Genomic DNA, 25,475 nt, shown 5'->3' on the forward strand with positions numbered 1-25,475 from the left:
CCCATTCAGATGACGATCCAGTAACGGGGGCTGACGGACCCCGTTTTGGGGTTTTTAGGCCAATAAATGACCTAGCGCTTAGAATGGTAGAAGGTGCCCTGTGCCAAAGGGTCTCATCCGTCGTGCGTTCCGGTTGGAAATGTCGCGATACCACAGCTGACTTCACCACTGAATCGAGCAATAACGCATGTCTGAAACCACCACCAACACCGCGGTAGCCACTGCATCGCGCAGTGACCTGCGCAACGTCGCGATCGTGGCCCACGTTGACCACGGCAAGACCACGCTGGTCGACGCCATGCTCAAGCAGACCAACTCCTTTGCCGAGCACAACCACCTCGAAGACCGCGTCATGGACTCCGGTGACCTTGAACGCGAAAAGGGCATCACCATCCTGGCCAAGAACACCACCGTGGCCTACAACGGACCGTCCTCGCAGGGCGAGACCATCACGATCAACGTGATCGACACCCCGGGCCACGCCGACTTCGGTGGCGAGGTGGAGCGCGGCCTGTCCATGGTTGACGGCGTTGTGCTTCTCGTCGATGCTTCCGAAGGCCCCCTGCCCCAGACCCGTTTCGTGCTCCGCAAGGCCCTTGCCGCGCACCTGCCGGTCATCCTGCTGGTCAACAAGACCGACCGCCCCGACGCACGGATCGACGAAGTCGTCCACGAGTCCATGGACCTGCTCCTGGGCCTGGCCTCCGACCTCGCCGACGAAGTTCCGGACCTGGACCTGGACAAGATCCTCGAAGTTCCCGTGGTCTACGCCGCAGCCAAGGTTGGCCGCGCTTCCCTTGAGCAGCCGGCTGACGGCACGGCTCCGGAGAACGAGGACCTTGAGCCGCTGTTCAAGACCATCATCGAGCACATCCCGGCACCCACGTACAACCCGAACGGTGTCCTCCAGGCGCACGTCACCAACCTGGATGCCTCCCCGTTCCTGGGCCGCCTGGCTCTGCTGCGCATCTACAACGGCACCCTGCGCAAGGGCCAGACCGTTGCCTGGGCGCGTGCCAACGGCGAACTGAAGAACGTCAAGATCACCGAACTGCTGGCCACCAAGGCCCTCGACCGCGTGCCGGCCGAGTCCGCAGGCCCGGGCGAGATTGTGGCCGTCGCCGGTATCGAGGACATCACCATCGGTGAGACCCTGACCGACGCCGAGAACCCGCAGCCGCTGCCGCTGATCACCGTGGACGATCCCGCGATCTCCATGACCATCGGTATCAACACCTCGCCGCTGGCCGGCAAGGTCAAGGGTGCCAAGGTCACCGCACGCCAGGTGAAGGACCGCCTCGACAAGGAACTGATCGGTAACGTCTCCATCAAGGTCCTCCCCACCGAGCGTCCCGACGCCTGGGAAGTCCAGGGCCGTGGCGAGCTGGCCCTGGCCATCCTCGTTGAGCAGATGCGCCGCGAAGGCTTCGAACTGACAGTCGGCAAGCCCCAGGTGGTCACCAAGACCATCGACGGCAAGATCCACGAGCCGATGGAGCACATGACCATCGACGTGCCCGAAGAGTACCTCGGCGCCGTCACCCAGCTCATGGCAGCCCGCAAGGGCCGCATGACCAACATGGCCAACCACGGCACCGGCTGGTGCCGCATGGAGTTCATCGTTCCGGCCCGCGGCCTGATCGGTTTCCGCACCAAGTTCCTCACGGACACCCGCGGCGCCGGCATCGCTGCCTCCATCTCCGAGGGCTACGAGCCCTGGGCCGGCCCGATCGAGTACCGCACCAACGGTTCGATGATCGCCGACCGCGCCGGTGTTGTTACGCCCTTCGCCATGATCAACCTGCAGGAACGCGGCTCCTTCTTCGTGAAGCCCACGTCCGAGGTCTACGAGGGCATGATCGTTGGCGAGAACTCCCGCGCCGACGACATGGACGTCAACATCACCAAGGAAAAGAAGCTCACCAACATGCGTGCCGCTTCCTCCGACACCTTCGAGAACCTGACGCCCCCGCGCGACCTGACCCTCGAAGAGTCCCTCGAATTCGCCCGCGAAGACGAGTGCGTCGAGGTTACCCCGGAGTCCATCCGCATCCGCAAGGTCATCCTGGACACCAACGAGCGCGCCAAGGCCAACCGCGCCCGCGCCAAGGTCTGATCCGGGCACGTTCCGGTCATCACCCTCGTGAACAATAGAGCTGCCGGCATGGCAGGCGGCATCGCCGCCGCCGTGCCGGCAGCTCTTTTTGTAGCCGCTGCCGGTACGGCCCTGCACCGGCAGCAGCTGCTGCTTCCCGGCGTCGTCCTGCCCTGGGGTGCAGTGGCAGCGCTGGTGCTTCTCGGATCGGTCCAGCTGCTCCTCGGGGCGGCCTTCCGGTCAGTGATCCCGACGGCGGCCTGCGGCTTGCTGTGCTACGTGCTGGCGGGCCTGTGGTCGACGCTGGAGCCCGGCAAGCGACTGATCGCCGGGGACTTTCCCGGGTACACCTGGATCTACGGCATTGCCGGGGTAACAGTGCTGATGCTCGTCTGGTGCCGGCGCTACCGGGTGCTCAGGCCACCGGCCTGACGGCCGCGTGTGCCAGAGGCTAGGGTGCGGGCCGCGGGGCACGCCGTGCCGGCGCCGGCGGCACCGCTTTCGCTGCCACCACCAGGGCCAAAGGGATGACGACGTCGGTCCGCCGGGTGCGGACGGTGCATTCCACGGGGTTGATTCCCACCAGGTCCCCCAGGGCATCCGTCATGCCCTCCGGGATCCTGTAACGGACCACCACCCTGGTGCCCAGCGGCGCGCCTTCCAGGAACAGTCGGGGTGCAGGGATCTGGGAATTCACCACTCCATCCTAGGACCCCGCGCTAGTATGACGCGGGGGAATGTATGACGCGACGCTAGGTTCGCGGGAACAGCCTGATAGATAATAGGCTCAGAAGTCAGCAGTCCGGCGCTCTGGCCGGAAATGATCACCGGCCAAATGCCGGAAACCAACGTGGAGAGGCAAGGGACGTGACGTACGTAATCGCGCAGCCGTGTGTAGATGTCAAGGACAAGGCATGTATTGAAGAATGCCCCGTCGATTGCATCTACGAGGGTGAGCGGTCCCTCTACATCCACCCCGACGAATGCGTCGACTGCGGTGCCTGCGAACCCGTCTGCCCCGTTGAGGCCATTTACTACGAGGATGACACCCCGGAGGAGTGGGCCGACTACTACAAGGCCAATGTTGAGTTCTTTGACGACCTCGGCTCGCCCGGCGGCGCTGCGAAGGTCGGCAACACCCACACCGACCACCCGATGATTGCTGCCCTGCCGCCGCAGAACCAGGATCACTGAGGCGCCTGGCGTGACATCCGCAGTACGCAGCTTCGGCCTCAGCCTGCCCGATTACCCGTGGGAGGCCATGGCACCCTACCTTGCCAGGGCTGCGGAGCACCCCGGAGGGGCGGTCAATCTTTCCATCGGCACACCGGTGGACCCCGCGCCCGTCCTGATCCAGGAGGCGCTCCAGGGCGCCGCCGACGCCCCCGGGTACCCCACGGTGCACGGGACGCCGGCGCTCCGCACAGCCATTGCAGACTGGTTCGCCCGGCGCCGCGGCGTTCCCGGGCTGGATCCCCGCGATGTTATGCCCACCGTCGGGTCCAAGGAGCTGGTGGCATGGCTTCCGTTCCTGTTGGGACTGAAGCCGGGCGACGTCGTCGTCCGTCCTACGGTTGCGTACCCCACCTACGACATCGGGGCGACTTTCGCCGGCGCCGAACAGATCGCCGCTGACGACCTCGATGACCTGGATGACGAGACACGGCAGCGCGTCCGGCTCGTCTGGGTGAATTCGCCGGCCAACCCCACCGGAAGCGTCCGTGACGTGGCGTCCTTGAAGCGGATCGTCGACCAGGCCCGCGGGCTTGGCGCCGTGGTGGCTTCGGACGAATGCTACGCGGAGCTTGGCTGGGGGGAGTGGGACGTCCAGCGCGGCGGCAGCCCCGTGCCCAGTGTTCTGGACCCGCGCGTTGCCGGCGGCTCCCATGACGGCCTGCTGGCGGTTTACTCGCTGAGCAAACAGTCGAACCTGGCGGGATACCGTGCGGCGTTCGTGGCCGGGGACCCGGTGATCATGGCCAACCTGGTCAACAGCCGCAAGCACGCCGGCATGATCGTGCCGTACCCGGTGCAGGAAGCCATGCGGGTGGCACTGGGCGACGACGCCCATGTCCAGGCCCAAAAGGACCTTTACCGCAGCCGGCGGGAGCGGCTGGTGCCGGCGCTCGAGGCGTTCGGGCTGACCATCCACGAATCGCAGGCGGGACTCTACCTCTGGTGCAGCGCCGGCGAAGCCACCTGGGACACCGTGGGCAGGCTGGCCGAGCTGGGGATCGTGGTGGGACCCGGTGTGTTCTACGGCGATGCCGGCAACGGGTTCATCCGCGTTGCGCTGACGGCCGCGGATGAGCGGATCGACGCGGCGGTAGCCCGGCTGAGCACCGGCGCCTAGCCGCCACGAACCCGCCACGGGTCCGTAACAATGATGTGACACGCAACACAACGGGGGCCTTTTTGGGGCATTTCGGCACTATCGGATTAGTGTCACCTTGCCTTTGAGCGGTACTTTTTAACTGACTATCAATGGTGGCTTTCTACAAGAAGGCAGCCCGACCGTTGGAAACCCTGCCACGCAGGCTCCTCGGGCGGCTCCACCGGATGTTGGATCAAGCTTTCTACAGAGAGGCCCTGACGCCTCATGAGGAGACTCCATGACTGAGACCACCAGCGCAACCCTGCGCCATGCGGGCGGCGAACTCGAACTCCCGCGCATCAAGGTTGTAGAAGGAAACGAAGGCTATGACGTTTCCAAACTGCTGAAGCAGACAGGCGCCGTTGCCTTTGACCCGGGATTCATGAACACCGCGGCCACCACTTCGGCGATCACCTACATTGACGGCGACGCCGGCATCCTGCGCTACCGCGGTTACCCGATCGAGCAGCTCGCCCAGCACTCGAGCTTCCTTGAAGTTTCCTACCTGCTCATCTACGGCAACCTGCCGAACGCCACCGAGCTGGAAGCCTTTGACCAGCGGATCCGCCACCACACCCTGCTGCACGAAGAGCTCAAGGGCTTCTTCAGCGGCTTCCCGCGGGACGCCCACCCGATGCCCGTGCTGTCCTCGGCTGTGTCCGCGCTCTCCACGTTCTACCAGGACTCGCTGGACCCGTTCAACGCCGAACAGGTGGAGGTCTCCACGTACCGGCTCCTGGCCAAGATGCCGGTCATCGCCGCCTACGCCCTGAAGAAGAGCATCGGCCAGCCGATGCTCTACCCGGACAACTCCCACAACCTCGTGGAGAACTTCCTGCGCCTGAGCTTCGGCCTTCCGGCCGAGCAGTACGAGGTGGACCCGATTGTCGCCAAGGCGCTGGACCTGCTCCTCATCCTGCACGCCGACCACGAGCAGAACTGCTCCACCTCCACGGTCCGGCTGGTGGGCTCGTCCAACGCCAACCTTTTCGCCTCCGTTTCGGCAGGCATCAACGCCCTCTTCGGCCCCGCCCACGGCGGCGCCAACGAGGCCGTCCTGAAGATGCTCCGCCAGATCCAGGCCGACGGCACCAAGCCCGAGGACTACATGGAGAAGGTCAAGAACAAGGAAGACGGCGTCCGCCTCATGGGCTTCGGACACCGCGTTTACAAGAACTACGATCCGCGGGCCAGGATCGTCAAGGACACGGCACACGAGATCCTCACCAAGCTCGGCGGCAACGACGAACTCCTGGAGATCGCCCTGCGGCTCGAAGAGAAGGCGCTGAATGATGACTACTTCATCCAGCGCAAGCTCTACCCGAACGTGGACTTCTACACCGGCCTGATCTACAAGGCCATGGGCTTCCCGGAGAAGATGTTCACCGTGCTGTTCGCCATCGGCCGCCTGCCGGGCTGGATTGCCCAGTGGCGCGAAATGATCAGCGACCCCAACACCAAGATCGGGCGTCCGCGCCAGCTCTACACAGGTGAGCCGGAGCGCAACTACCCGGCCAGCTAGCCGTTTGATGCAGCTAGCCGTTTGACAAAGAACGACGCCGGCTACGCACCCCAGGTGCGTAGCCGGCGTCGTTTTCCGGTTTAGGAGTTGTAGCCCAGCGGGTTGTTCTTCTGCCAGCGCCAGTGGTCCTCGCACATCTGGTCAACGGTCTTGGTGGTGGACCAGCTCAAGTCGGCCAGCGCGGAGGTGGCATCGGCCCAGAAAGCGGGGAGATCGCCCGCCCGGCGGCCGGTGATCTCGTAGGGAAGTGCGTGGCCCACGGCCTTTTCGAAAGAACGCAGTACCTCCAGCACCGAGGATCCCTTGCCGGAGCCGAGGTTCCAGCGGAACACGCCCGTGCGCTCGGCCACGTGGTTCAGCGCCGCAACGTGGCCTTCGGCCAGGTCCACGACGTGGATGTAGTCCCGGAGGCAGGTGCCGTCAGGGGTGTCGTAGTCGCCGCCGAACACCATCAGCTTTTCGCGGCGGCCCACCGCGACCTGGGCAATAAACGGCACCAGGTTGTTGGGGATCCCCTGGGGGTCTTCGCCGATCCGCCCGGACGGGTGTGCGCCCACCGGGTTGAAGTAGCGCAGGAGCGCGATGTGCCACCGGTTGTCCGCGGCGCCGAGGTCCGACAGGATGTCCTCGATCTGTTCCTTCGTCCGGCCGTACGGGTTGTTGGCGCCGATCTCCATCTTTTCGACGTACGGAATGGGGTTGTGCTCGCCGTACACCGTGGCTGAGGAGCTGAATACGAGGGAGCGGACGTCGTGCCGGTCCATCACCCGGATCAGGTTCAGGGTGCCCACCAGGTTGTTGTAGTAATACTTCAGCGGCTCCCGGACGGATTCGCCCACGGCCTTGAGGCCGGCGAAGTGGATCACCGCGTCGATCCGGTCCCGGGCGAAGACGGCATCAACTGCCGCCTCGTCCACGAGGTCCACGTTGTGGAAGACCGCTTCCTTGCCGCTGAGCTCGGCTACGCGGCGCAGCGACTCCTCGCTTGAATTGACGAGATTGTCGATGACCACCACCTCATGGCCGGCTTCCTGCAGGGACAGAACTGTGTGCGACCCGATGTAGCCGGTGCCGCCCGTAACCAGAATTCTCATGGGCTCAACGCTATCCCACTTCGCCGGGCATCCGCCCGTGTTGCCCACAACTTGGCGGCACAACTGTGCTAAATAATAGGGGTGCCCAAAATCGTTGATGCCGCAGCCCGGCGACAGGAAGTTGTCGAAGCAGTCTTCAGGATCATCGCCATGGACGGGCTGGAACGTGCCTCACTGCGCGAAGTGGCCGACGAAGCCGGGCTGGCGGTGGGTTCCGTCCGCCATTACTTCTCCAGCAGCGAAGAGCTTCTGGCCCATTCCTTCGGGGTTGCGGTGGACCGGATCACCGGCAGGCTGGAGGCGGCCCGTGAGCACCTCAACCGGCAGGTCCCCGGCACGGCTGAGCACCGGGAAGGCGTGTTAACCCTGCTGGGCCAGTTCCTTCCCCTGGATGAGGAACGGGCGGTGGACGCATGCGTCTGGATGGCGTTCAAGAACGCAGCCCGGATCAGGCCCTTCCTGGCCGCCGAGGCCGACCGCAGCCACCGGGCCGTGGCCGCCGTCATCGGCTGGCTGATCATGGAACTGCGGGCCCCCGGGGAGTCAGTGGACGGCGACGGGCACCAGGGCCTGGTCACCGAAGCGGAGCGGCTGCTGGCCACCTTGGACGGCCTGACCATGCATGCCCTGCTGCAGCCGGAATGGATGACTGCCGAAATGTGCAGGGACGTTCTGTCGTCCCACCTGCACAGCCTGGGACAGTCTGAAACCACCCATTAACGTCAGTAGTCAACAGGATTAGACTGGGACAGTAAACAAGCCAAGGGAGGCCATTCGGATGCACCAAACAGGCGGTCCTGGCTGGCGAATCACCATGGACACATCAGGTCCCATGCTCATCGCACTTTACGTTCGCGACGCCGCCGGCCTCGACAGTGCCGGGCGTCCGGCATTGTGTCACATGGCACCCAAGATCCGTCCGGTGGACCACACCAACCTCACGTCCGAAGTAGGCGGGATCAGCGCCCTGAAGACTGAATGGGAGGCCTGGTGGGAGCAGCTGCTCAAGGCGCATCCGCAAATGACCCCCGACGTGACGCCCCCCGACTTTGAGGCCTTCGGCAACTCCCCGGCCCTCCAGCGCGTGCTGCAGGCGCACTTCGGCTCGGCGCTGACGTGGGCGCGGGAACGCCGCGCCGAGTATGCGGAGCTGGAAGCCGAACGGGAGGCCAGCGGCGCCCCGCAGCTCCTGGGCGACATGGTGGAGGACCGGCTGCTGGAGGTGGGCCGCGGTTCGAGGGACTTCACCTTGACCATCGTCGAACTTCCGCTGACGGAACCCCGGGCCTGGTACCTGGAGCCGGACAAGATCATCATGAGCAAGGAACTACTGTCCCAGCCCGAGGTGTTCCGAAGCTACGTCCAGCCCGTCGTGGAACTGCTCGTCTGAGGCACTAACGTCACGGAGTCCCGGCAGCGTCAGGAAGTCCCGGCGGCCACCGTGATCGTGACCTGGCCGGACGGGGCGTCCGAGGGCTGCCAGCCGTTCCTGGACGCCCGGTCCCAGCTGCTGCCCTCGACGCCGACCTCCGTCACGGACAGGGATTTCGCGTTGGCCACGGCCCACTGCGCCACGGCCCAGGCCTGGCTGCCGCTCGCCTCCAGCACGACAGTGCTGCCGTCGGCCGTTGCCGGTACGTTCCCGAACGCCGCTGTCAGTTCGTCGACGACCGCCTGGACGTCACCGGCCTGTTCAGGCGACTTGAGGGTGCAGTCCAGTGCTGCGGCAGACTGGCCAGTCAGGGCGGACGCGAAGACCCGGCCCATGTCCTCGTGTTCGGCGTAGGCCTGCGGGTACGCCGAACGCTGGACCTGCTGTGCGGCGGCGGTGATTTCCAGCAATTCGTACTCCGGGATCTTCACCAGGGCGTCGTAGAACGCCCCGCTCGCATAATACGGGTCCATCACCTGTTCCTCGGTGCCCCAGCCCTGCGAGGGACGCTGCTGGAACAGTCCGCGCGAATCCGGCCCGGCATGGTCGCCGTGCCCGATGTTGCGCAGCTTGGATTCCTGCATGGCAGTGGCCAGGGCGATGCTCGCCGCCCGCGGAGGCAGCCCGCGGCGCACGGCGACCGCTGTTATCAGGGCCGCATTGGCCGCCTGGTCGGTGGCCAGGTCGGCTTTGCGGGACCCGACGGCGGCGGTGCACTTCTCGGCAATCAGCGTTTCCGAGCGTTGGATAAAGGCCACGGCCGTGTAAACGCCGCCGGCAATAAGTGCCAGAGCCAGCCCCAGCACTAGCAGGCGGCGCAGGCCACGTCTCCGTGACACGAAGTTACTCCCTCACGCCCTGGACGGGCCGGTTGACTTCTGCAGGCGGACGGAATCAGTTGGCGTGGAGTGCCTCGTTGAGTTCCACGGTCTGCCCCTTGCGGGGGAGTACCTCCACCGCACCGGTCGAGGAATTCCGGCGGAACAGCAGGTTGGGCACGCCGGAGAGCTCAACGGCCTTCACCACGCGGGTGGTGTCCTCGCCGTCGGCGTCCTTCGGACCGATCACGCGGACGCGCGTGCCGGCCGTGACGTACAGGCCGGCTTCGACCACGGAGTCGTCGCCGATGCTGATTCCGACGCCGGAGTTGGCGCCCAGCAGCACACGCTGGCCGAGGGAGATCTTTTCCTTTCCGCCGCCGGAGAGGGTGCCCATGATGGACGCGCCGCCGCCGACGTCGGTGCCGTCGCCGGTGACGACGCCTGCGGAGATGCGGCCTTCCACCATGGAGGTGCCCAGGGTGCCGGCGTTGAAGTTCACGAAGCCCTCGTGCATGACCGTGGTGCCTTCGGCCAGGTGGGCGCCAAGGCGGACGCGGTCGGCGTCGGCGATCCGGACCCCTGCGGGCACCACGTAGTCCACCATGCGCGGGAACTTGTCCACGCCGTAGACCGTCACGGCGCCGCGCTTGCGCAGCTTGGCCCGGGTCAGCTCGAAGCCGTCGACGGCAGCCGGGCCGAAGTTCGTCCAGACGACATTGGGGAGCTTGCCGAAGATGCCGTCCAGGTTGATGGTGTTGGGCTGGACCAGCCGGTGCGAAAGCAGGTGCAGGCGGAGGTAGGCGTCCGCAGTGTCGGCGGGGGCTTCGTCAAGGTGCACCTGGACGAAAACGACCTGCTGCTCGGTGCCGCGGTCGGTGTCAGTGCCGGCTGCGGCGATCTCGGCAAGCACGGGATCCGCGCTCTCCACATTCCGAAGGGTGTCCGCTGCGGTTCCGAGGGACGGCGCCGGGAACCAGACGTCCAGCACGGTGGCCTCGCCGTTGCGGGTGGAAATGGTGGCCACACCGTAGCCGTAGGCGGAGCGGGCGTCGGCGGACGCGGAATTGTCAGCGGGCACGGCGGAAGCAGCAGCGGTTTCAGTCATGCCACCAGTCTATCGAGAGGGAGGCTCAGGTCTCGAACTAGACTGTCATCGTGACTGCTCAAACTGCCTCTGTCCGCCTGGATCTCCGCCAGGACGTCGCCCTCCTCACCGCTGCGCTCATCGACATCAACAGCGTTTCGGCCAACGAGAAGGAGCTGGCCGACGCCGTCGAACATGCCCTGCGGAAGATTCCGCAGCTTACCGTGGTCCGGGACGGCGACTCCATCATTGCCCGGACCGCCCTTGGCCGCCCTGAACGGGTCATCCTGGCCGGGCACCTGGATACGGTGCCCCTCCCCACCACCGAGGGGGCCCTCGGCACTGTTCCCTCGTTCTGGCCGTCCGGCGCACCCGGGGAAGGGCTGCTGTACGGCCGCGGCACCACGGACATGAAGGGCGGCGTCGCGGTGCAGCTGGCGCTGGCGGCCACAATGTTCGACGGCGGCGCGGAACCGGGCAAGGACGTCACCTTCGTGTTCTACGACCACGAGGAAGTGGAAGCGGTGAAGAGCGGCCTCGGGCGGCTGGTCCGCAACCACGGCGGCCTCCTGGACGGCGACTTTGCCATCCTGCTCGAGCCGACGCACGGAACGGTGGAAGGCGGGTGCAACGGCACCATGCGGTTCGAAGCAACCACCATCGGTGAAGCAGCACACTCCGCCCGGGCATGGATGGGAAGCAACGCCATCCATGCCGCCGCCCCCATCCTCGCCAGGCTGGCCGCCTACGAACCGGCCACCATCAACGTGGACGGCCTGGACTACCGGGAAAGCCTCAACGCGGTGAAAATCAACGGAGGCACCGCCGGCAACGTCATCCCTGACCGCTGCGTGGTGGAAATCAACTACCGCTTCGCTCCGGACAAGACTCCGGACCAGGCCGAAGCCCATGTCCGCGAACTCCTCGACGGGTTCGACGTCGTCAAGACGGACAGCGCGGCCGGCGCGCGGCCGGGGCTGAACCATCCGGCGGCCGCATCCTTCGTGGCCGCCGTCGGTGCCGAGCCCAAGCCGAAGTACGGCTGGACCGACGTCGCACGCTTCAGCGAACTGGGTATTCCCGCGGTCAACTTCGGCCCGGGCGACCCCCTGCTGGCGCACAAGGACAATGAGCACGTTGACGCCGACGCGGTCCGCGAATGCCTGAGGGCGCTCCGGACGTGGCTGGCCAACTAGTCAGGACCAAGTCCCGGCAAGCAGGAAGGCCCTGATCTGTTGATCAGGGCCTTCCTGGTACTCGCCTTCGTTACTGCTATTTCACTTCGGCTTCAATTGGCTCAGGTTCCGCTTTGGCCACGCCGCCGGCGGCCTTCTTGGAACCGCGGCGTTCAATCCACACTGCGATCCGCGAAACGCAGATGTTGATTGCAATGTAGATCGCAGCGGCCACGAAGAAGACCGGGAACAGGAACTGCGTCCCCAGGAAGTCGGCCATGACCTGCACGGCCCGGAGCAGCTCACCGTACGCGACGATGTAACCCAGGGACGTATCCTTCAGCAGCACCACCAGCTGGGCCACGAGCGAAGGCATCATCCGGCGGACGGCCTGCGGCAGCTCAATGATCATGCGGGACTGGAAACTTGTCAGGCCAATGGTCAGGCCCGCTTCGCGCTGTCCCTTGGGCAGGGACTGGATGCCCGCGCGGATGATCTCCGCGAAGACCGCCGCGTTGTAAAGGACCAGGCCGGCCACCACTGCGATGAACTGGTTGGTGCCAAAGACCAGCAGGACAAAGAACATCATCAGGACGACGGGCATGCCGCGCAGGAATTCCAGCACGATCCGGGTGGGAATCCGGATCGCGGCGAGGTCGGAAATCCGAAGCAGGCACAGCAACAGCCCCAGGGGAAACGCGATGACGGCGGCCACGGCGGCAGCACTGAGGGTGGCACCGATGCCGTTGCCGAGCAGCGTCCAGACGTCCGCGCGGGTGAAGATGGCCCAGCGGCGTCCCTCGAAGATGCCCTGCTGCGCCAGGGTACTGACGATCCACGCCAACAGGCCAAGGATCAGCAGGGACCCGACTACGGAACCGATCAGTGAGACCCGGCGGGCTTTCGGCCCCGGGACGTCGTATAGAACTGAGCTCATCGGGCGATCGCCACCTTTCGTTCGACGGTGCTCGCCAGGATGCCCAGCGGAACAGTGATCAGCAGGTAGAAGAACGCCACTCCGAGGAGAACGGCCAGGACCTGGTCGCCATTGGAATTGGCGAGCTGGCGGCCGTAACCGAACAGCTCCAGGACGAAGAAGGCGCCGGCAACGGAGGAGTTTTTCACGAGCGCGATCAGGATGTTGATCAACGGCGGGATCACCGTCCGCAGTGCCTGCGGGAGAATGATCAGGGAAAGCACCTGGCCGAATTTCATGCCGATACTGCGTGCTGCCTCGGCCTGGCCGACGGGAACGCTGTTGACGCCGGAGCGCACGGCTTCGGCGATGAAGGCCGCAGTGTAGGCACTCAGGGCAATGATGGCCGCCACCTCAAACTGCTCGAATTTCACCCCGAGCCGGGGCAGGACGATTGCGGCAAAGAAGAAAGCAATGGTCAGGGGGGTGTTCCGCAGGATCTCCACGTAGGTCATGCTGAAGCCGCGGAGGGCGGCAACAGGGGAGACCCGGGCTGCGGCCAGCACGGTCCCCAGCAGGAGGGCGATGACTCCGGACACGGCGGACAGGAACAGGGTTCGGAGAAAGCCTTCCCAGTAGAGTGGCAGGTTTTCGATGATGACGTCCATAACATCCTTTGGCTGTGTGTCGCGGACGGGAGCGAAGATGGGAGGGCGGTTGCCGGAGGCGCGTTAAGCGGACTCCGGCAACCGCCGGCGTTACTTAGTAACGGTTGATGGCCGGGAGTTCCGGAGCCGTCTTGATGACGGAGCCGGCGGTGGCTTCCCATGCCTTCTTGTAGGAGCCGTCCTTGCCGAATTCCTCCAGCTGGTCGTTGATCCAGTTGCGGAAGACGGTGTCGTCCTTCTTCAGGCCGATGCCGTAGGGCTCCTTGGTGAAGGTTTCGTCCGAGGCCAGCTTGAAGGCTTCAGGTTCCTTGTCCACGAAGCCGGCAAGGATCACGTTGTCGGTGGTGATGGCCTCCACCTGCTTGTTGCGCAGCGGTTCGAGGCAGGCGGAGTATGTGGCCGCGGGAACGAGTTCTGCTCCGTACTTCTCCACGATGGTGCCGGCAGGGGTGGAACCGGTCACGGAACAGACCTTCTTGCCCTTGACGTCCTCCGGCTTCTTGATGGTGTCGTTGTCCTTGTTGACCATGAGCGCCTGGCCGGCCTCGTAGTACGGCCCGGCAAAGCTAACGACCTGCTTGCGCTTGTCGTTGATGGTGTACGTGGCGATGACCAGATCCACCTTGCCCTGTTCGATGAAGGGCTCGCGGTTGGCTGAGACGGTCTCCGACCATTCGATCTTGTCCGCAGCAATGCCCAGCTTGGCGGCAATCAGCTTGCCCATCTCGACGTCGAAACCGATGGGCTTGCCGTCCAGGCCGACCTGGCCGAACAGCGGCTGGTCAAATTTCGTGCCGATCTTGATGGTGCCGGCCTTGGAGAGCTTCTCCATGGTGCTGCCTGCCGCAAAGGTGGGCTTCTCGGCCACTGTCGGATTGCTGGTGGTTCCGCCCCCGCCGCCGCAGGCGCTCAGTGTCAGGGCGAGGGCTGCTGATGCTGCAACCACAAAGGACTTTCGTCGGGTCAAAAATGCCTTCATGACATTACCTTTCATTGGCGGCCACTGTGGTGGCCTGGGTGCGAACCGAGTAGGTGCGGTCTCGGGGAATCAGTGAGTGAGGAGCTTGGAGAGGAAGTCCTTGGCGCGGTTGCTCTGCGGGTTCGTGAAGAACTCCTCAGGCGTCGCGTCCTCGACGATCTGGCCGTCGGCCATGAACACCACGCGGTCGGCGGCCTTGCGGGCAAAGCCCATCTCGTGGGTGACCACGATCATGGTCATTCCTTCCTTGGCCAGCTGGATCATGACGTCAAGGACTTCATTGATCATTTCCGGGTCAAGCGCGGACGTGGGCTCATCGAAGAGCATGACTTTCGGCTTCATGGCAAGGGCCCGGGCAATCGCCACGCGCTGCTGCTGGCCGCCGGAAAGCTGCGCCGGGAGCTTGGGTGCCTGGTGTCCCACACCGACACGCTCCAGCAGCGCCATGGCGTCCTTGTCCGCCTGCGCCTTGGGCACACCCTTGACCTTGATGGGCCCCAGGGTGACGTTTTCCAGGATGGTTTTGTGAGCGAAGAGGTTAAAGGACTGGAACACCATGCCGACGTCGGCACGCAGTTTGGCGAGTTCCTTGCCTTCCTCCGGGAGCTCCTTGCCGTCGATGGCAATCTTGCCGTCGTCGATGGTCTCCAGGCGGTTGATGGCCCGGCAGAGTGTGGACTTACCGGAACCGGAGGGTCCGATGACCACAACAACTTCGCCCTTGCGGACGTTCAGGTTGATGTCCTTCAGTACGTGCAGCTGGCCGTAGTGCTTATTCACGGCTTTCAGGGAGACGAGAGCTTCGCCGGGCACTTGAGTAGTCATAAGAGAGAATCTAGCGAACATTAGCGGGATATGACGGCAATCACTCCAACTTCCTGCAGATCGTGATTCAAGAGATACCTGCAGGTCAGCGCCCCGGTTGCCCTCTGCAACTGGATCGGACGCGCCGGACAGTCGGGCTTGGAGAACCGCGCTAGCCTTGGTGGATGAGTACCGATCCGCACCCTTCTCCAACTCCAGTACCTCCCATTGCCACCCGTCACAAGGGTCCGCTGGAGCTGCGTCGAAAGCAGGCGGCAGTGGAGATGTCGGACCAGCACCTGCTGGACACGAAGGGGCCCGGCCAGTTCGTCCACACTGACCCGTGGCGGGTGCTCAGAATCCAGAGTGAGTTCGTGGAAGGCTTCGGTGCACTGGCGGACCTCGGGCCCGCCGTCAGCGTGTTCGGCTCCGCACGCACCAAGCCGGGCTCCGTCTACTACGAACTGGGCGTTGAAGTGGGCCGCAAACTGGCCGAAGCCGGCGTGGCCGTAATTACCGGCGGCGGGCCGGGTTCCATGGAGGCGGCCAACAAAGGCGCCGTCCAGGGCAACGGCGTCTCCGTGGGTCTCGGCATCGAGCTTCCCTTCGAACAGGGCCTCAACCAGTGGGTGGACCTCGGGATCAACTTCCGCTACTTCTTCGCCCGGAAAACCATGTTCGTGAAATACGCCCAGGGATTCATTGTGCTCCCCGGCGGCCTGGGCACCCTGGACGAGCTCTTCGAAGCCATGGTCCTGGTGCAGACCAAGAAGGTGACGTCCTTCCCCATCGTGCTGCTGGGCACCGCGTTCTGGGGGCCCATGCTCGACTGGATCAGGGGCACCCTGGTGGAAGACGGGATGATCTCCGAGAAGGACCTCGGCCTCATCCAGGTTGTCGATGAGCCGGCGCACGCGGTGGACCTCGTCATCCACGGTGCCATCCGTCCGTCGCCGGAAACCAGTGCAGCCAACGGCACTGGCGGGCCGAACGGTAACCAGCGGCCGGAATAGCGGCCGGGCCGGCGTCTGGCACGATGGATCCTGTGAGTTTCTTCCTGATATTCCTCGCCATCGCACTGATCGGCGCCGCGCTGTTCTTCGGAGCAGATTTTACGTCCGGCATCTTCCGGCGCCGGCATTCCGGAGGCCCTGCGCTGCTGGACGGATTCGACGAGCCGGTGGCCTCGCTGCCGCCTGTGCTGCTCCCTGCCGACGCTGCACCGGCCGACGTCGACCGGATCCGGTTTGCTTTGGGCCTGCGGGGCTACCGCATGGACCAGGTCGATCAGGTGCTGGACGAACTCCGTGACCAGCTGGCCGCGAAGGACCGTGAAATTGAGCGGTTGCGGGCGGAACTTCGCGCGCCGGCGCAGCCGGGGGAGAGCGGGCCTTGAGCAGAGCGGGCACTTCCAGCGGCCGCGTGGGGCAGGATCGAAACCCGGGACTGAACGGCCTGGTGCGAACCAAAGTTGCGTCCGCTGCCGCCCGCGCCAGCACCTGGCCGTGGTGGGCGCAGGTCGCAGGCGTCTACGTTGCGGCGCGGGCCGTCAGTGCCGGCATCTTCATGGCGGCCGCCCTGCATCAGGGCGCCAACCCGTGGTTACCCGCGAAACCCGACTACTGGAACTTCATTAATATCTGGGATGCCCGCTGGTACGGCGAGGTGCTCCGGAGCGGATATCCAAGCCAGCTGCCCGTGGACGAAAGCGGAAACGTCCAGGAGAACGCCTGGGCCTTCTATGGGCTGTTTCCGATGCTGGGGCGGGCGTTGTCGGCCATGACCGGGATGGACCCCGCACTGGCCCTCACGTTCATTGCAATGGCTTCCGGGCTGGGGGCCGTCCTGGTGGTGTACCGCCTTTTCCGGCAGAAAGCCGGCCACCGCACGGCCATGTGGGCCGTGGTCTTTTTTTCCACCTTCCCCGTCGCTGCCGTGCTCCAGGTTCCGTATGCCGAATCGCTGAACCTCCTGCTGCTGGCGTCGGCACTGCTCCTGGTGATGCAACGGCGGTATCTGTGGGCCATGCCGGTGGTGGTCCTCATGTGTCTGTCCAGGCCAACGGGGGTTCCGTTCGCGGCGATGGTGTGCGGGCTGCTCGCATACCGGCTGTGGCTGCGGAACCGTCCTGCCGCCCCGGGCAGCCAGGCGGCACGGCACAGTGCCCGGGACCTCGTTGCGTTGGCGGCCCTGGCCGCAGTCAGCGGGATAAGCGCCCTGATCTGGCCCGCCATCGCCTGGGCAGTGACCGGCGATCCCGCTGCCTATACCAAAACGGAGACCGTCTGGCGCGGCCACGACCTTGTGCCGTTCAAGCCTTGGTTCGACACGGGCATCCAGCTTTTTGGCCCGGTGCTGGGGGTGCTGGCTCCCTTTGTCTTTGTTGCCGTCTTCGGGCTTGCCATGACGTCCCCGCCCGTGGTGGCGCTGGGGGCTGAGCTGCGGCTCTGGTGCGTCTGCTACATGGGCTACCTGCTCGTGTTCCTGCACCCGCAGACCAGCACCTTCCGCATGCTGCTGCCGCTGTTTCCGCTGGCCCTGGGCGCAGCACTGCTATCCCGATCCCGGGCCTACCGGGGGACGGTGGTCATCATGTTCGTGCTGCTCCAGATTGTCTGGATCGTCTGGCTGTGGGCCTGGGCCGAACTGCCAGGCGGGGGAGACTATCCGCCGTGAGGCGGCCGTCAGCGGGCATTGGGCCGGGCACGGGTGCTATGACGCACGGCACAGCCGGCCGCAATTTTCCAAGCGATGAAGAAAATCCATCAATTAGCTACAGGCGGGTAATTACAGGATAATAGGGGTTAAGCATGAACAAATTGCATTCAGCACTGTTCAGCCATGGCGGTAGCTGGTAGGCCGCCATGGGGGCTTGATTGACGACGCGGCCACAGCCCGCCCGGGCTGGTAGGTCCTGGGACTATTGGAGGGGATTTTCCTCATGGCGGCTATGAAACCACGCACCGGCGACGGCCCTATGGAAGTAACCAAAGAGGGCCGCAGCTTGATTATGCGTGTGCCGCTCGAAGGCGGGGGGCGGCTTGTGGTCGAACTCAACGCGGCGGAGGCGGCAAACCTTAAGGAATGCCTCGTCGGCGTTACCGAATAGATTTGCTGGGGCGGGGTCCGCGGCCGTAAGGCTGCGGGCCCCGCCTTATTTTTTAACCGCTACCAGCAGTCCGTCGCCGGTGGGCAGCATTGCCGAAGCCAGGCGGTCGTCGTCGCGGATGGACTTGCCCACCTGGCGCAGCACCGCCGTGGTGGAATCGCGGGCAGCCGGGTTGGCCACCCGGTCCTTGTCCAGGGCGTCGTTGATGATCAGCAGCCCGCCCCGCTTCAGCAGCCGGATGGCTTGCTCGACGTACCCGGGGATGCCCGGCTTGTCCGCATCGACGAACACCAGGTCGTAAGCGCTGTCGGTCAGCCGGGGCAGGACGTCGCCGGCGCGGCCGGAAATTGTGCGGGTGCGGTTGGCAGGGCTTCCTGCTTCCTGGAATGCCTCCCGCGCCGCCCTGAGGTGTTCAACATCCACATCAATGGTGGTCAGCACCGCCTGGGGGCCGAGTCCGCGAAGCAGGCATACACCGGAGACGCCCGCCCCGGTTCCGATTTCCACTGCTGTCTGCGCCTTGGAGGCTGCCGCCAATACGGTGAGAACCGCTCCCACGCCCGGTCCCACCGGAGTCACGCCCAGCTCAAAGGAACGCTCCCGAGCATGCAGCAGTACTTCGTCCTCGGCAGGCAGATCTTCTGCATAGGACCAGCTCGTGGACTTATCGGCGCTCATGAGGATTCGCTTTCTGGGCGGCAGGGGATTGTTCCTATCAGCGTACTGTGTCAGGCGGTGCCGGGCCCGGAGGTGGCGGTGCGGCAGGCTGTGGCTTTCCGCCGATGTGACGGGAACCACCCTTTTCGGGCCGGCCGGTGGCGCGGGTGGTTCCGCCTAAGGCTGAAGCCCTGCAATAGTCAGGAAATTCCCAGCCAACTTTGAAATGATGGAAATCCGCTCATCCAGGAGGTGATCGGCGCCGAAGCACTGGTGTCAGCACCATCCAGGCGTTAGTTCCATCCACGAGGGGAGTGGACGATGTCAGCATCAGTTGTGGCACCTGTCCCGGCAATTGAAGATTCAGTGGCCCGGCCGGACGCCGAGTGGGTCAGGCCAACCTGGGAGGAAGTGGTCACGAACCACTCCGCCAAGGTCTACCGCCTTGCCTACCGTTTGACCGGCAATAAGTACGACGCCGAGGACCTCACCCAGGAGGTGTTCGTCCGGGTGTTCCGGTCGCTGGAGAACTTCAAGCCCGGCACGCTCGACGGCTGGCTGCACCGCATCACCACGAACCTCTTCCTTGACCAGGCGCGGCGCAAGAGCCGCATCCGCTTCGACGCCCTCGCTGATGACGCCGAATCGCGGCTGCCAGGCCGCGAGCCCGGCCCGGAACAGAGCTTTGAATTCAACAACCTGGACCTCGACGTGCAGGCCGCCCTTGAAGAACTGCCGCCGGACTTCCGGGCCGCCGTCGTGCTTTGTGACCTTGAGGGCCTGTCCTACGACGAGGTGGCCGAGGCGCTGGGAGTCAAGCTCGGAACCGTGCGGTCCCGTATCCACCGCGGCCGGACCATGCTCCGCGAAAAGCTGGCCCACCGTGATCCCCGCTCCCGCCAGTCCCTCAAGCCGCGGCTAAAGCTGCCGCGCATCGCCGGCATCCTCTGATCGGCTCCATGGGTCAGCTGAGAAAACTGCTGCGTGGCCTTGGAGGCAACTGTACGCGCGGACTCCTGCCGCGCGGTAAGCGCGGCCGCAGCTCAAAGCACATAGAATCCTGCCCGGAATGCACGTCGCTCCAGTGGCGTGAGCGCCAGTATCTTGAGCGCCTGCGCAGCGCGTCCATCCCGGCCGCGAGCGAGGACTTCACAGCCAGGCTGTTGGCCAGGACGCAGCAGCTTGCGTCCGTGCCGGCCGGTTCAGCCGCCGGCCATGCCGGGCACCGACGTTCGCCCGCGGGGTTCCCGGCGCTCCGCGCGCTGGGCATCGCAGCGGGCGGGGCCCTGGCTGCGGCCGGGGTGGTCACCGGCGCTGCCTACTTCCTGGCCGGTGACCCCCGCCCCGTCGCCGACGGCACCCCTGCCACGTGGTCCCAGCAGCACGAGGCAGCTTTCGGACTTCAACCGCCGGCCGGCAGCGCGTCCCCCGGGTCCGACGGCATGCTGACGTCCACAGACCTTGAGGGACTCCGCACGCAGGGGTGGTCGTGCCCGGAGCTTCGCGACATGGGGTTCCACGTGCTCTGGGCGCGGCACGAAACCGTCGCGGGACAGGCAGTCCTGGAATTGCGGCTCACTGACGGCACGCACTTTGCCACCGTCCTCGAACAGCACTCGCAGCCCGTGCCCGCTGACGGCGCACAACCCGCCGTGCCGCTGTCATCACCCACGAACATCCTGACAGGCCGTACTGCCGAGGCCGACGGGTTCGTGCGTGCGCCTGGGGGCGCTGCTGCCGGCAATGCCGCAGGCGGAGCGGTGTGGATCAATGCTTCTGCCCCGTGGCGGGCCATTTACCAGGCTCCGGGCGTGACCTTCACCTACATCTCGGATCTTCCTGCTGACTCCGCCGATGACGGCGTGGCAGAACTGGTTCGCTCGGGTTCCACCACCCCAGTGCGCAGCCCCGGGGTCCCCGCGTCCGGAACGGCCGGCAGCGCCGTGCCCGGCACGGAAAGCGTGCCCGCCGCGGAAGGCCTGCCCGCCAGGCTGCAGCGCGGTCTCGGGCGCATCGTGGAGCTTTTTACCCCATGAGCCGTCCGCCCGGAGCGGCCTTCGCTGTGCGGTCCGCGTCAGAATCGTCACCACTGTGCCGGAGAGGGTAATCTTCCTAAGGTGTTTGGAATCAACGGTCCGGAGTTTCTTCTTCTGCTGATCATCGGGGTCCTGGTGATCGGCCCCAGCCGGCTGCCCGAATACACCCAGAAACTGGCGAACCTGGTCAAGGAAGTCCGCCGGATGGCGTCCGGCGCCCGGGAGCAGATCAAGGACGAAGTCGGCATCGACATCGACGAGGTCGACTGGAAGAAATACGACCCCCGCCAGTACGATCCCCGCCGGATCATCAAGGAAGCCCTGCTCGACGACGACACCAAGCCTGTCAGCGCCGGGGCGCCGGCTGCGGTCGCGGCAGTTGCCTCCGCCTCCGCGGCATCCTATGCGGAAGAGCGGCCGGCGCGCGTCATCGAACGGCTGCCCGAGGGTGAGCCTGCCCCGTTCGACTCCGAGGCTACCTGAGCCGGGATTTCGACAGGCTCAATCAGCGGGCTCCATCACCGGGTTAGACACGTCTAATCACGGGGCACAGGCTCCATCACCTGGGCTGGAGGCCCAGCTTCATCCCCGTCAGGCCCCGCGGCTTTGCCGCCAGCTTGTCCGCGATTCCCGTCAGCGCCCTGGCCGCCGGGGTCTCGGGCCGTCCCAGCACGATCGGTTCGCCGGCGTCGCCACCTTCGCGCAACAGGATGTCCAGCGGAATCTGGCCCAACAGCGGCACATCAGTGCCGACAGTCGCGCTCAGGCGCTCGGCGAGGACAGCGCCGCCGCCGCTGCCAAACAGTTCCATCCTGCCGCCGTCGGGCATTTCCAGGTAGGACATGTTCTCCACAATCCCGGCCACGGACTGGCCCGTCTGTGTGGCTATGGCACCCGCCCGTTCGGCGACGTCGGCGGCTGCGGCCTGCGGCGTGGTCACCACCAGGATCTGGGCCTTGGGAAGCAGCTGCGCCACGGAGATGGCGATGTCCCCGGTGCCCGGAGGCAGGTCGAGGAACAGCGCGTCCAGGTCGCCGAAGTAGACGTCGGTGAGGAACTGTTCAAGGGCGCGGTGAAGCATCGGCCCGCGCCAGGCCACCGGCTGGTTGCCCTTGACGAACATGCCGATGGAAATGACCTTCACCCCGTACGCGACCGGCGGCAGGATCATGTCGTCCACGCGGGTGGGGGCCTGGTCGATTCCCATCAGGGCAGGTACCGAGAACCCGTACACGTCGGCGTCGATGATGCCGACGCGCAGCCCCTGGGCAGCCATGGCGCAGGCGAGATTCACCGTGACGGAGGACTTGCCCACTCCGCCCTTGCCGCTGGCCACTGCAAACACCTTCGTGAGGGACCCGGGCTGGTTGAACGGGATGCCGCGCTGGCCGCCCGGTCCGCGGAGCTTTTCCTTGAGCGCGTCCCGCTGTTCCTGCGTCATGACTTTGAGCTCGACGTCGACCGCCCTCACGCCGGGGACCGCAGACAGCGCGGCCTCGGAGTCCGCGGTGATGGTGCCGCGCAGCGGACACCCGGAAATGGTGAGCAGCACGACGAGCCGGACCCGGCCGTCGTCGTCGATCTCCACCGAGTCCACCATGCCAAGTTCGGTGATGGGGCGGCGCAGTTCGGGGTCGATGACTGTGGCCAGTGCAGCGTCCACTGCCTGGGCCAGGGGGGTGCTCATGCGGTCAGTGCTCAGCTTTCGGGGGTGTTGAGGTGCGCAGGGTTGCCGGGCTTGTCCGGCTTGACCCGGGGGATCTGCTGGGTGCGGGGGTTGCGCTGCTTGTCGCGCCGCTCCTTCAGTTTCTCCTTGACTTTGTCCTTGGGGGATTCGTGGCTGCCCGCCCCGGAGGGATCGTGCGTGCGGAGTTCCTCCTGTGCCTCCAGCATGTCCTCCAGGAGGCTGCGAAGTTCGGCGCGGACGTAGTCGCGGGTCGCAACTTCGCGCAGTGCGATGCGCAGCGAGGCCAGTTCCCTGGTGAGGTACTCGGTGTCGGACAGGTTGCGTTCCGCGCGCTGGCGGTCCTGTTGCAGCGACACGCGGTCGCGGTCATCCTGCCGGTTCTGGGCCAGCAGCAGCAGCGGAGCCGCGTAGGAGGCCTGGAGCGACAGCATCAGGGTCAGCAGGGTGAAGCCGAGCTCCCGGGAGTCGAACTGCCACGTCAGGGGCGCCCAGGTGTTCCAGGCCAGCCACACCACGACGAAAATGGTCATGTAGACGAGGAACTGCGGCGTGCCCATAAAGCGGGCGAAGCCTTCCGTGGCGTGGCCGAAGGCGTCCGGATTGGGAGAGAACTTGGGCAGGATCCGCTGGCGTCCGCTCAGCGGCGTGTCCAGGCCGGCGGTGATCTTGGCTCCGGGACGGTGTCCGGGGTTCCTCGGTGAGCTGAGATCAGCCAATGCGGCCTCCAAGTTTCCTTATCGGGGCGTCATCATCGTGGGCCCGCCAGTCATCCGGGAGCAGATGATCCAGCACATCGTCAACAGTCACCGCCCCGACAAGCCGGCCGTCGCTGTTGACGACGGGGAGTGAGTTCAGGTTGTAGGTGGCCAGGGTGCGGGCCACCTCGCTGATGTGCGCCTGGTCCGAGACAGGCTCCAGGTTCTTGTCCACCAGGTTTCCGAGCGGCTCGGGCGGCGGGTAGCGAAGGAGCTGCTGGATGTGGACCACACCGAGGAACCGACCCGTGGGCGTTTCCAGCGGCGGACGGGCAATGAAGATCGACGACGCGAGGGCAGGTGAGAGCTCCTCCCGCCGGACGTGGGCGAGGGCTTCGGCCACCGTGGCTTCGGGAGGAAGGATCACCGGGACAGGCGTCATGAGTCCGCCGGCGGTGTCCTCGTCGTATTCCAGGAGCCGCCGGACGTCCTCGGCCCCTTCGGGTTCCATGAGCTGGAGCAGTTCCTCGGCCTGGGCCGACGGGAGTTCGGCGAGGAGGTCGGCGGCGTCGTCCGGGTCCATCTCTTCGAGGACGTCGGCGGCGCGGTTGACGTCGAGGGCGGACAGGATTTCCACCTGGTCGCCTTCGGGCATCTCCTGCAGGACGTCGGCGAGCCGTTCATCCTGCAGTTCGCTGGCCACTTCGAAGCGGCGCTTGTCGCTCATTTCCTGCAGCGCTTCGGCGAAGTCGGCCGGTTTCAGGTCCTCATGCGTGGCCACGAACTGCGTGGCGGCCTGGGGCTCCGTCCTGGCGCCCTGCAGGGCATCCGCCCAGTCGATGATCATGGTCTCGTTGCGGCGGAGCCGGCTCAGCGGCGAGAGGGAGTGTCCGCGGCGCACGAACAGCTTGCTGACGAACCAGTCGCCGGAACGGTGCCGGTCCATGGCGATGTCCTCGATGGTGGCGTCGCCGCTGCCGTCCGCCAGGGTGACGCGCCGGTCGAACATTTCGGCCACCACCAGCGTTTCGGCCCCGCGCTGTTCGAAGCGCCGCAGGTTCACCAGGCCGGTGCAGATGACCTGGGTCTGGTCGATTGAGGTAATCCTGGTCATCGGGACGAACACCCGCTTCTTGCCGGGTACTTCCACCACGATGCCCACCACGTGGGGAGCCCCCCTGGTGCCGCGGGAGAGCACAACGACATCGCGCAGCCTGCCCAGCCGGTCGCCCAGGGGGTCGAAGACATCCAGTCCGAGAAGGCGCGCAACAAACACCCGCGAAAGATTTGTGCTCACTTGTACAGGCTACCGAGTCTGCTCTCTTTTAGCTGAATTTCAGCTTGCACACAGCCGGATGGGCAAGAATGGAGGTATGTCAAACATTTTTGGTGCTCCCAAGGCCGGTGTCCCGAACGGGCCGGATGAATTCCGCACGGTTCCGGCCGGGGACACCGTCGGTTCGTACACCTCCTACTTGGACGCCCAGAAGGCGGTGGACTACCTCGCGGACCAGCAGTTCCCCGTCCAGCTGGTGTCCATCGTGGGCAACGACCTGAAAATGGTGGAGCGCGTTACCGGGCGGCTCAGCTACCCCCGGGTCGCGTTGTCGGGCGCGCTGAGCGGCATGTGGTTCGGCTTGTTCGTCGGCGTCATGCTGTCCTTCTTCTCGCCGACCGGCGGCTATTTCTCGATTGTGACCTCGGTGCTCATGGGCGCGGCGTTCTTTATGCTCTTCGGCATTGTTACGTACGCGACGCAGCGCGGGAAGCGTGACTTCACGTCCACGAGCCAGGTGGTGGCCACCAACTACGACGTCGTGGTGGCCTTCGAGGCTTCCCACGAGGCCCGGCGCATGCTGCAGCAGCTGCCCATGACCACCTCGGACGCATCCGCCGGGTCCGGTTCGTACGGCCAGGGGGGCTATCAGAACCAGCCGTTCCAGCAGCCCGGGCACCAGCACGGCCCGCAGCAGGGGCCGCAGCGGCCCGCAGGCTGGAACGACCCCTACGGCCAGAGGACCCCGGAGGCTGGGAACCAGCCGGCAGCGGGCGCGCATGCGGCGTCCGGAGCGGCAACCCAGGGGCCGCAGGCCCCTTCCGAGGAACACCCCCAGCACCGGGCAGCGCCGACAGGCGCGGTGCGCTACCCGGACCTCCCTGACGGCCGGCCGCAGTACGGGGTGCGCGTGACCGACGCGCCCCAGCGTGAGGGCGGCGCCAAGCACGAGCCTGCTGAGGGCGACACTCAGCACTAGCGCGGAAAAGCCAAAGGCCTCCGTCCGGACGATCCGGACGGAGGCCTCTGTGTATCCGGCTTACGGCTTCAT

General features: G+C 65.5%; 28 protein-coding genes. 16 read left to right on the plus strand and 12 right to left on the minus strand.

Features of this window, described 5'->3' with window-relative positions; translation table 11 throughout:
* Positions 1 to 187: 187 nt before the first annotated feature.
* Together typA and PV761_RS06435 are read left to right on the plus strand one after the other, a co-directional pair.
* Positions 188 to 2,116, plus strand: coding sequence for a translational GTPase TypA (typA, locus tag PV761_RS06430; protein WP_028269448.1), 1,929 nt, complete (start codon positions 188 to 190; stop codon positions 2,114 to 2,116).
* Between the two features lie 48 nt (positions 2,117 to 2,164).
* On the plus strand, positions 2,165 to 2,527 hold the full coding sequence (locus PV761_RS06435; protein WP_347895303.1) for a hypothetical protein: 363 nt from the start codon (positions 2,165 to 2,167) through the stop codon (positions 2,525 to 2,527).
* Between the two features lie 19 nt (positions 2,528 to 2,546).
* On the opposite strand, the gene PV761_RS06440 is transcribed toward PV761_RS06435, so the two are convergent.
* Entirely contained in the window at positions 2,547 to 2,792 is a 246-nt protein-coding gene (locus PV761_RS06440; protein WP_347895305.1) for a hypothetical protein, read from the minus strand.
* 170 nt (positions 2,793 to 2,962) lie between these two features.
* On the opposite strand from PV761_RS06440, the gene fdxA reads away from it, so the two are divergent.
* The 3 genes from fdxA to PV761_RS06455 all read left to right on the plus strand — a co-directional run bounded on the left by fdxA (position 2,963) and on the right by PV761_RS06455 (position 5,991).
* Positions 2,963 to 3,289 carry a ferredoxin gene (gene fdxA, locus PV761_RS06445; protein WP_028269445.1) on the plus strand — a complete coding sequence of 109 codons (327 nt, stop codon included), beginning with the start codon at positions 2,963 to 2,965 and terminating at the stop codon, positions 3,287 to 3,289.
* 10 nt (positions 3,290 to 3,299) lie between these two features.
* Positions 3,300 to 4,448 (plus strand): succinyldiaminopimelate transaminase, encoded by a 1,149-nt coding sequence (dapC, locus tag PV761_RS06450; protein WP_347895307.1) that lies wholly within the window; start codon positions 3,300 to 3,302, stop codon positions 4,446 to 4,448.
* 259 nt (positions 4,449 to 4,707) lie between these two features.
* On the plus strand, positions 4,708 to 5,991 hold the full coding sequence (locus PV761_RS06455) for a citrate synthase (RefSeq protein WP_028269443.1): 1,284 nt from the start codon (positions 4,708 to 4,710) through the stop codon (positions 5,989 to 5,991).
* Between the two features lie 80 nt (positions 5,992 to 6,071).
* Here PV761_RS06455 and galE read toward each other — a convergent pair whose 3' ends face one another.
* Entirely contained in the window at positions 6,072 to 7,085 is a 1,014-nt protein-coding gene (galE, locus tag PV761_RS06460; RefSeq protein WP_347895310.1) for a UDP-glucose 4-epimerase GalE, read from the minus strand.
* An 81-nt stretch (positions 7,086 to 7,166) separates the two neighbouring features.
* Between galE and PV761_RS06465 the strand changes: the two genes are divergently transcribed.
* Both PV761_RS06465 and PV761_RS06470 read left to right on the plus strand, forming a co-directional pair.
* On the plus strand, positions 7,167 to 7,805 hold the full coding sequence (locus PV761_RS06465; protein ID WP_028269441.1) for a TetR family transcriptional regulator C-terminal domain-containing protein: 639 nt from the start codon (positions 7,167 to 7,169) through the stop codon (positions 7,803 to 7,805).
* Positions 7,806 to 7,863: 58 nt separating this feature from the next.
* Positions 7,864 to 8,475, plus strand: coding sequence for a hypothetical protein (locus tag PV761_RS06470; RefSeq protein ID WP_028269440.1), 612 nt, complete (start codon positions 7,864 to 7,866; stop codon positions 8,473 to 8,475).
* Between the two features lie 29 nt (positions 8,476 to 8,504).
* On the opposite strand, the gene PV761_RS06475 is transcribed toward PV761_RS06470, so the two are convergent.
* Both PV761_RS06475 and dapD read right to left on the minus strand, forming a co-directional pair.
* On the minus strand, positions 8,505 to 9,356 hold the full coding sequence (locus PV761_RS06475; protein WP_347895313.1) for a hypothetical protein: 852 nt from the start codon (positions 9,354 to 9,356) through the stop codon (positions 8,505 to 8,507).
* A gap of 55 nt (positions 9,357 to 9,411) precedes the next feature.
* The gene (dapD, locus tag PV761_RS06480; RefSeq protein WP_028269438.1) at positions 9,412 to 10,443 is read right to left on the minus strand and encodes a 2,3,4,5-tetrahydropyridine-2,6-dicarboxylate N-succinyltransferase; all 1,032 of its coding nucleotides are present in this window, start codon (positions 10,441 to 10,443) and stop codon (positions 9,412 to 9,414) included.
* Between the two features lie 50 nt (positions 10,444 to 10,493).
* Here dapD and dapE point away from each other — a divergent pair, with 50 nt between their 5' ends.
* Entirely contained in the window at positions 10,494 to 11,618 is a 1,125-nt protein-coding gene (gene dapE, locus PV761_RS06485) for a succinyl-diaminopimelate desuccinylase (RefSeq protein ID WP_028269437.1), read from the plus strand.
* A 76-nt stretch (positions 11,619 to 11,694) separates the two neighbouring features.
* Here the strand turns inward: dapE and PV761_RS06490 are convergent, their stop codons facing one another.
* From PV761_RS06490 to PV761_RS06505, 4 genes are all read right to left on the minus strand, one after another.
* Positions 11,695 to 12,534, minus strand: a complete 840-nt coding sequence (locus PV761_RS06490; RefSeq protein ID WP_028269436.1) for an ABC transporter permease subunit — start codon at positions 12,532 to 12,534, stop codon at positions 11,695 to 11,697.
* A complete protein-coding gene (locus PV761_RS06495; protein WP_028269435.1) occupies positions 12,531 to 13,181 on the minus strand; it encodes an amino acid ABC transporter permease in 651 nt (216 codons plus the stop codon). Before PV761_RS06495 ends, PV761_RS06490 begins: the two co-directional genes overlap by 4 nt.
* A 94-nt stretch (positions 13,182 to 13,275) precedes the next feature.
* Entirely contained in the window at positions 13,276 to 14,160 is an 885-nt protein-coding gene (locus tag PV761_RS06500) for a glutamate ABC transporter substrate-binding protein (protein WP_347895316.1), read from the minus strand.
* A 69-nt stretch (positions 14,161 to 14,229) separates the two neighbouring features.
* Positions 14,230 to 14,985 carry an amino acid ABC transporter ATP-binding protein gene (locus PV761_RS06505; RefSeq protein ID WP_028269433.1) on the minus strand — a complete coding sequence of 252 codons (756 nt, stop codon included), beginning with the start codon at positions 14,983 to 14,985 and terminating at the stop codon, positions 14,230 to 14,232.
* A gap of 164 nt (positions 14,986 to 15,149) precedes the next feature.
* On the opposite strand from PV761_RS06505, the gene PV761_RS06510 reads away from it, so the two are divergent.
* From PV761_RS06510 to PV761_RS06525, 4 genes are all read left to right on the plus strand, one after another.
* Positions 15,150 to 15,977 carry a TIGR00730 family Rossman fold protein gene (locus PV761_RS06510; RefSeq protein ID WP_028269432.1) on the plus strand — a complete coding sequence of 276 codons (828 nt, stop codon included), beginning with the start codon at positions 15,150 to 15,152 and terminating at the stop codon, positions 15,975 to 15,977.
* A gap of 23 nt (positions 15,978 to 16,000) precedes the next feature.
* Entirely contained in the window at positions 16,001 to 16,360 is a 360-nt protein-coding gene (locus PV761_RS06515) for a DivIVA domain-containing protein (protein ID WP_028269431.1), read from the plus strand.
* A gap of 62 nt (positions 16,361 to 16,422) precedes the next feature.
* Positions 16,423 to 17,640, plus strand: coding sequence for a hypothetical protein (locus PV761_RS06520; protein WP_347895319.1), 1,218 nt, complete (start codon positions 16,423 to 16,425; stop codon positions 17,638 to 17,640).
* A gap of 265 nt (positions 17,641 to 17,905) precedes the next feature.
* Positions 17,906 to 18,073 carry a DUF3117 domain-containing protein gene (locus PV761_RS06525; RefSeq protein ID WP_009357720.1) on the plus strand — a complete coding sequence of 56 codons (168 nt, stop codon included), beginning with the start codon at positions 17,906 to 17,908 and terminating at the stop codon, positions 18,071 to 18,073.
* 45 nt (positions 18,074 to 18,118) lie between these two features.
* Here the strand turns inward: PV761_RS06525 and PV761_RS06530 are convergent, their stop codons facing one another.
* Entirely contained in the window at positions 18,119 to 18,751 is a 633-nt protein-coding gene (locus tag PV761_RS06530) for an O-methyltransferase (RefSeq protein ID WP_028269429.1), read from the minus strand.
* Between the two features lie 300 nt (positions 18,752 to 19,051).
* Between PV761_RS06530 and sigE the strand changes: the two genes are divergently transcribed.
* From sigE to PV761_RS06545, 3 genes are all read left to right on the plus strand, one after another.
* Positions 19,052 to 19,681 (plus strand): RNA polymerase sigma factor SigE, encoded by a 630-nt coding sequence (gene sigE, locus PV761_RS06535; protein WP_028269428.1) that lies wholly within the window; start codon positions 19,052 to 19,054, stop codon positions 19,679 to 19,681.
* A gap of 8 nt (positions 19,682 to 19,689) precedes the next feature.
* Complete coding sequence (locus PV761_RS06540) at positions 19,690 to 20,766, plus strand: anti-sigma factor (protein WP_347895322.1); 1,077 nt, start codon at positions 19,690 to 19,692, stop codon at positions 20,764 to 20,766.
* Between the two features lie 81 nt (positions 20,767 to 20,847).
* The gene (locus tag PV761_RS06545) at positions 20,848 to 21,249 is read left to right on the plus strand and encodes a protein translocase TatA (RefSeq protein WP_028269426.1); all 402 of its coding nucleotides are present in this window, start codon (positions 20,848 to 20,850) and stop codon (positions 21,247 to 21,249) included.
* A gap of 76 nt (positions 21,250 to 21,325) precedes the next feature.
* On the opposite strand, the gene PV761_RS06550 is transcribed toward PV761_RS06545, so the two are convergent.
* The 3 genes from PV761_RS06550 to PV761_RS06560 are packed head-to-tail and all read right to left on the minus strand — an operon-like array spanning position 21,326 to position 24,445.
* A complete protein-coding gene (locus tag PV761_RS06550) occupies positions 21,326 to 22,453 on the minus strand; it encodes a P-loop NTPase (RefSeq protein ID WP_028269425.1) in 1,128 nt (375 codons plus the stop codon).
* Between the two features lie 11 nt (positions 22,454 to 22,464).
* Positions 22,465 to 23,181 (minus strand): DUF1003 domain-containing protein, encoded by a 717-nt coding sequence (locus PV761_RS06555; protein WP_028269424.1) that lies wholly within the window; start codon positions 23,179 to 23,181, stop codon positions 22,465 to 22,467.
* A complete protein-coding gene (locus PV761_RS06560; protein ID WP_028269423.1) occupies positions 23,162 to 24,445 on the minus strand; it encodes a CBS domain-containing protein in 1,284 nt (427 codons plus the stop codon). The genes PV761_RS06555 and PV761_RS06560 overlap by 20 nt, the downstream gene beginning before the upstream one ends.
* A 76-nt stretch (positions 24,446 to 24,521) precedes the next feature.
* On the opposite strand from PV761_RS06560, the gene PV761_RS06565 reads away from it, so the two are divergent.
* Entirely contained in the window at positions 24,522 to 25,403 is an 882-nt protein-coding gene (locus tag PV761_RS06565) for a general stress protein (RefSeq protein WP_347895326.1), read from the plus strand.
* Positions 25,404 to 25,475 lie beyond the last annotated feature (72 nt).

The sequence above is a fragment of the Arthrobacter sp. CC3 genome, assembly GCF_039907775.1.
Taxonomy (GTDB): Bacteria; Actinomycetota; Actinomycetes; order Actinomycetales; family Micrococcaceae; genus Arthrobacter.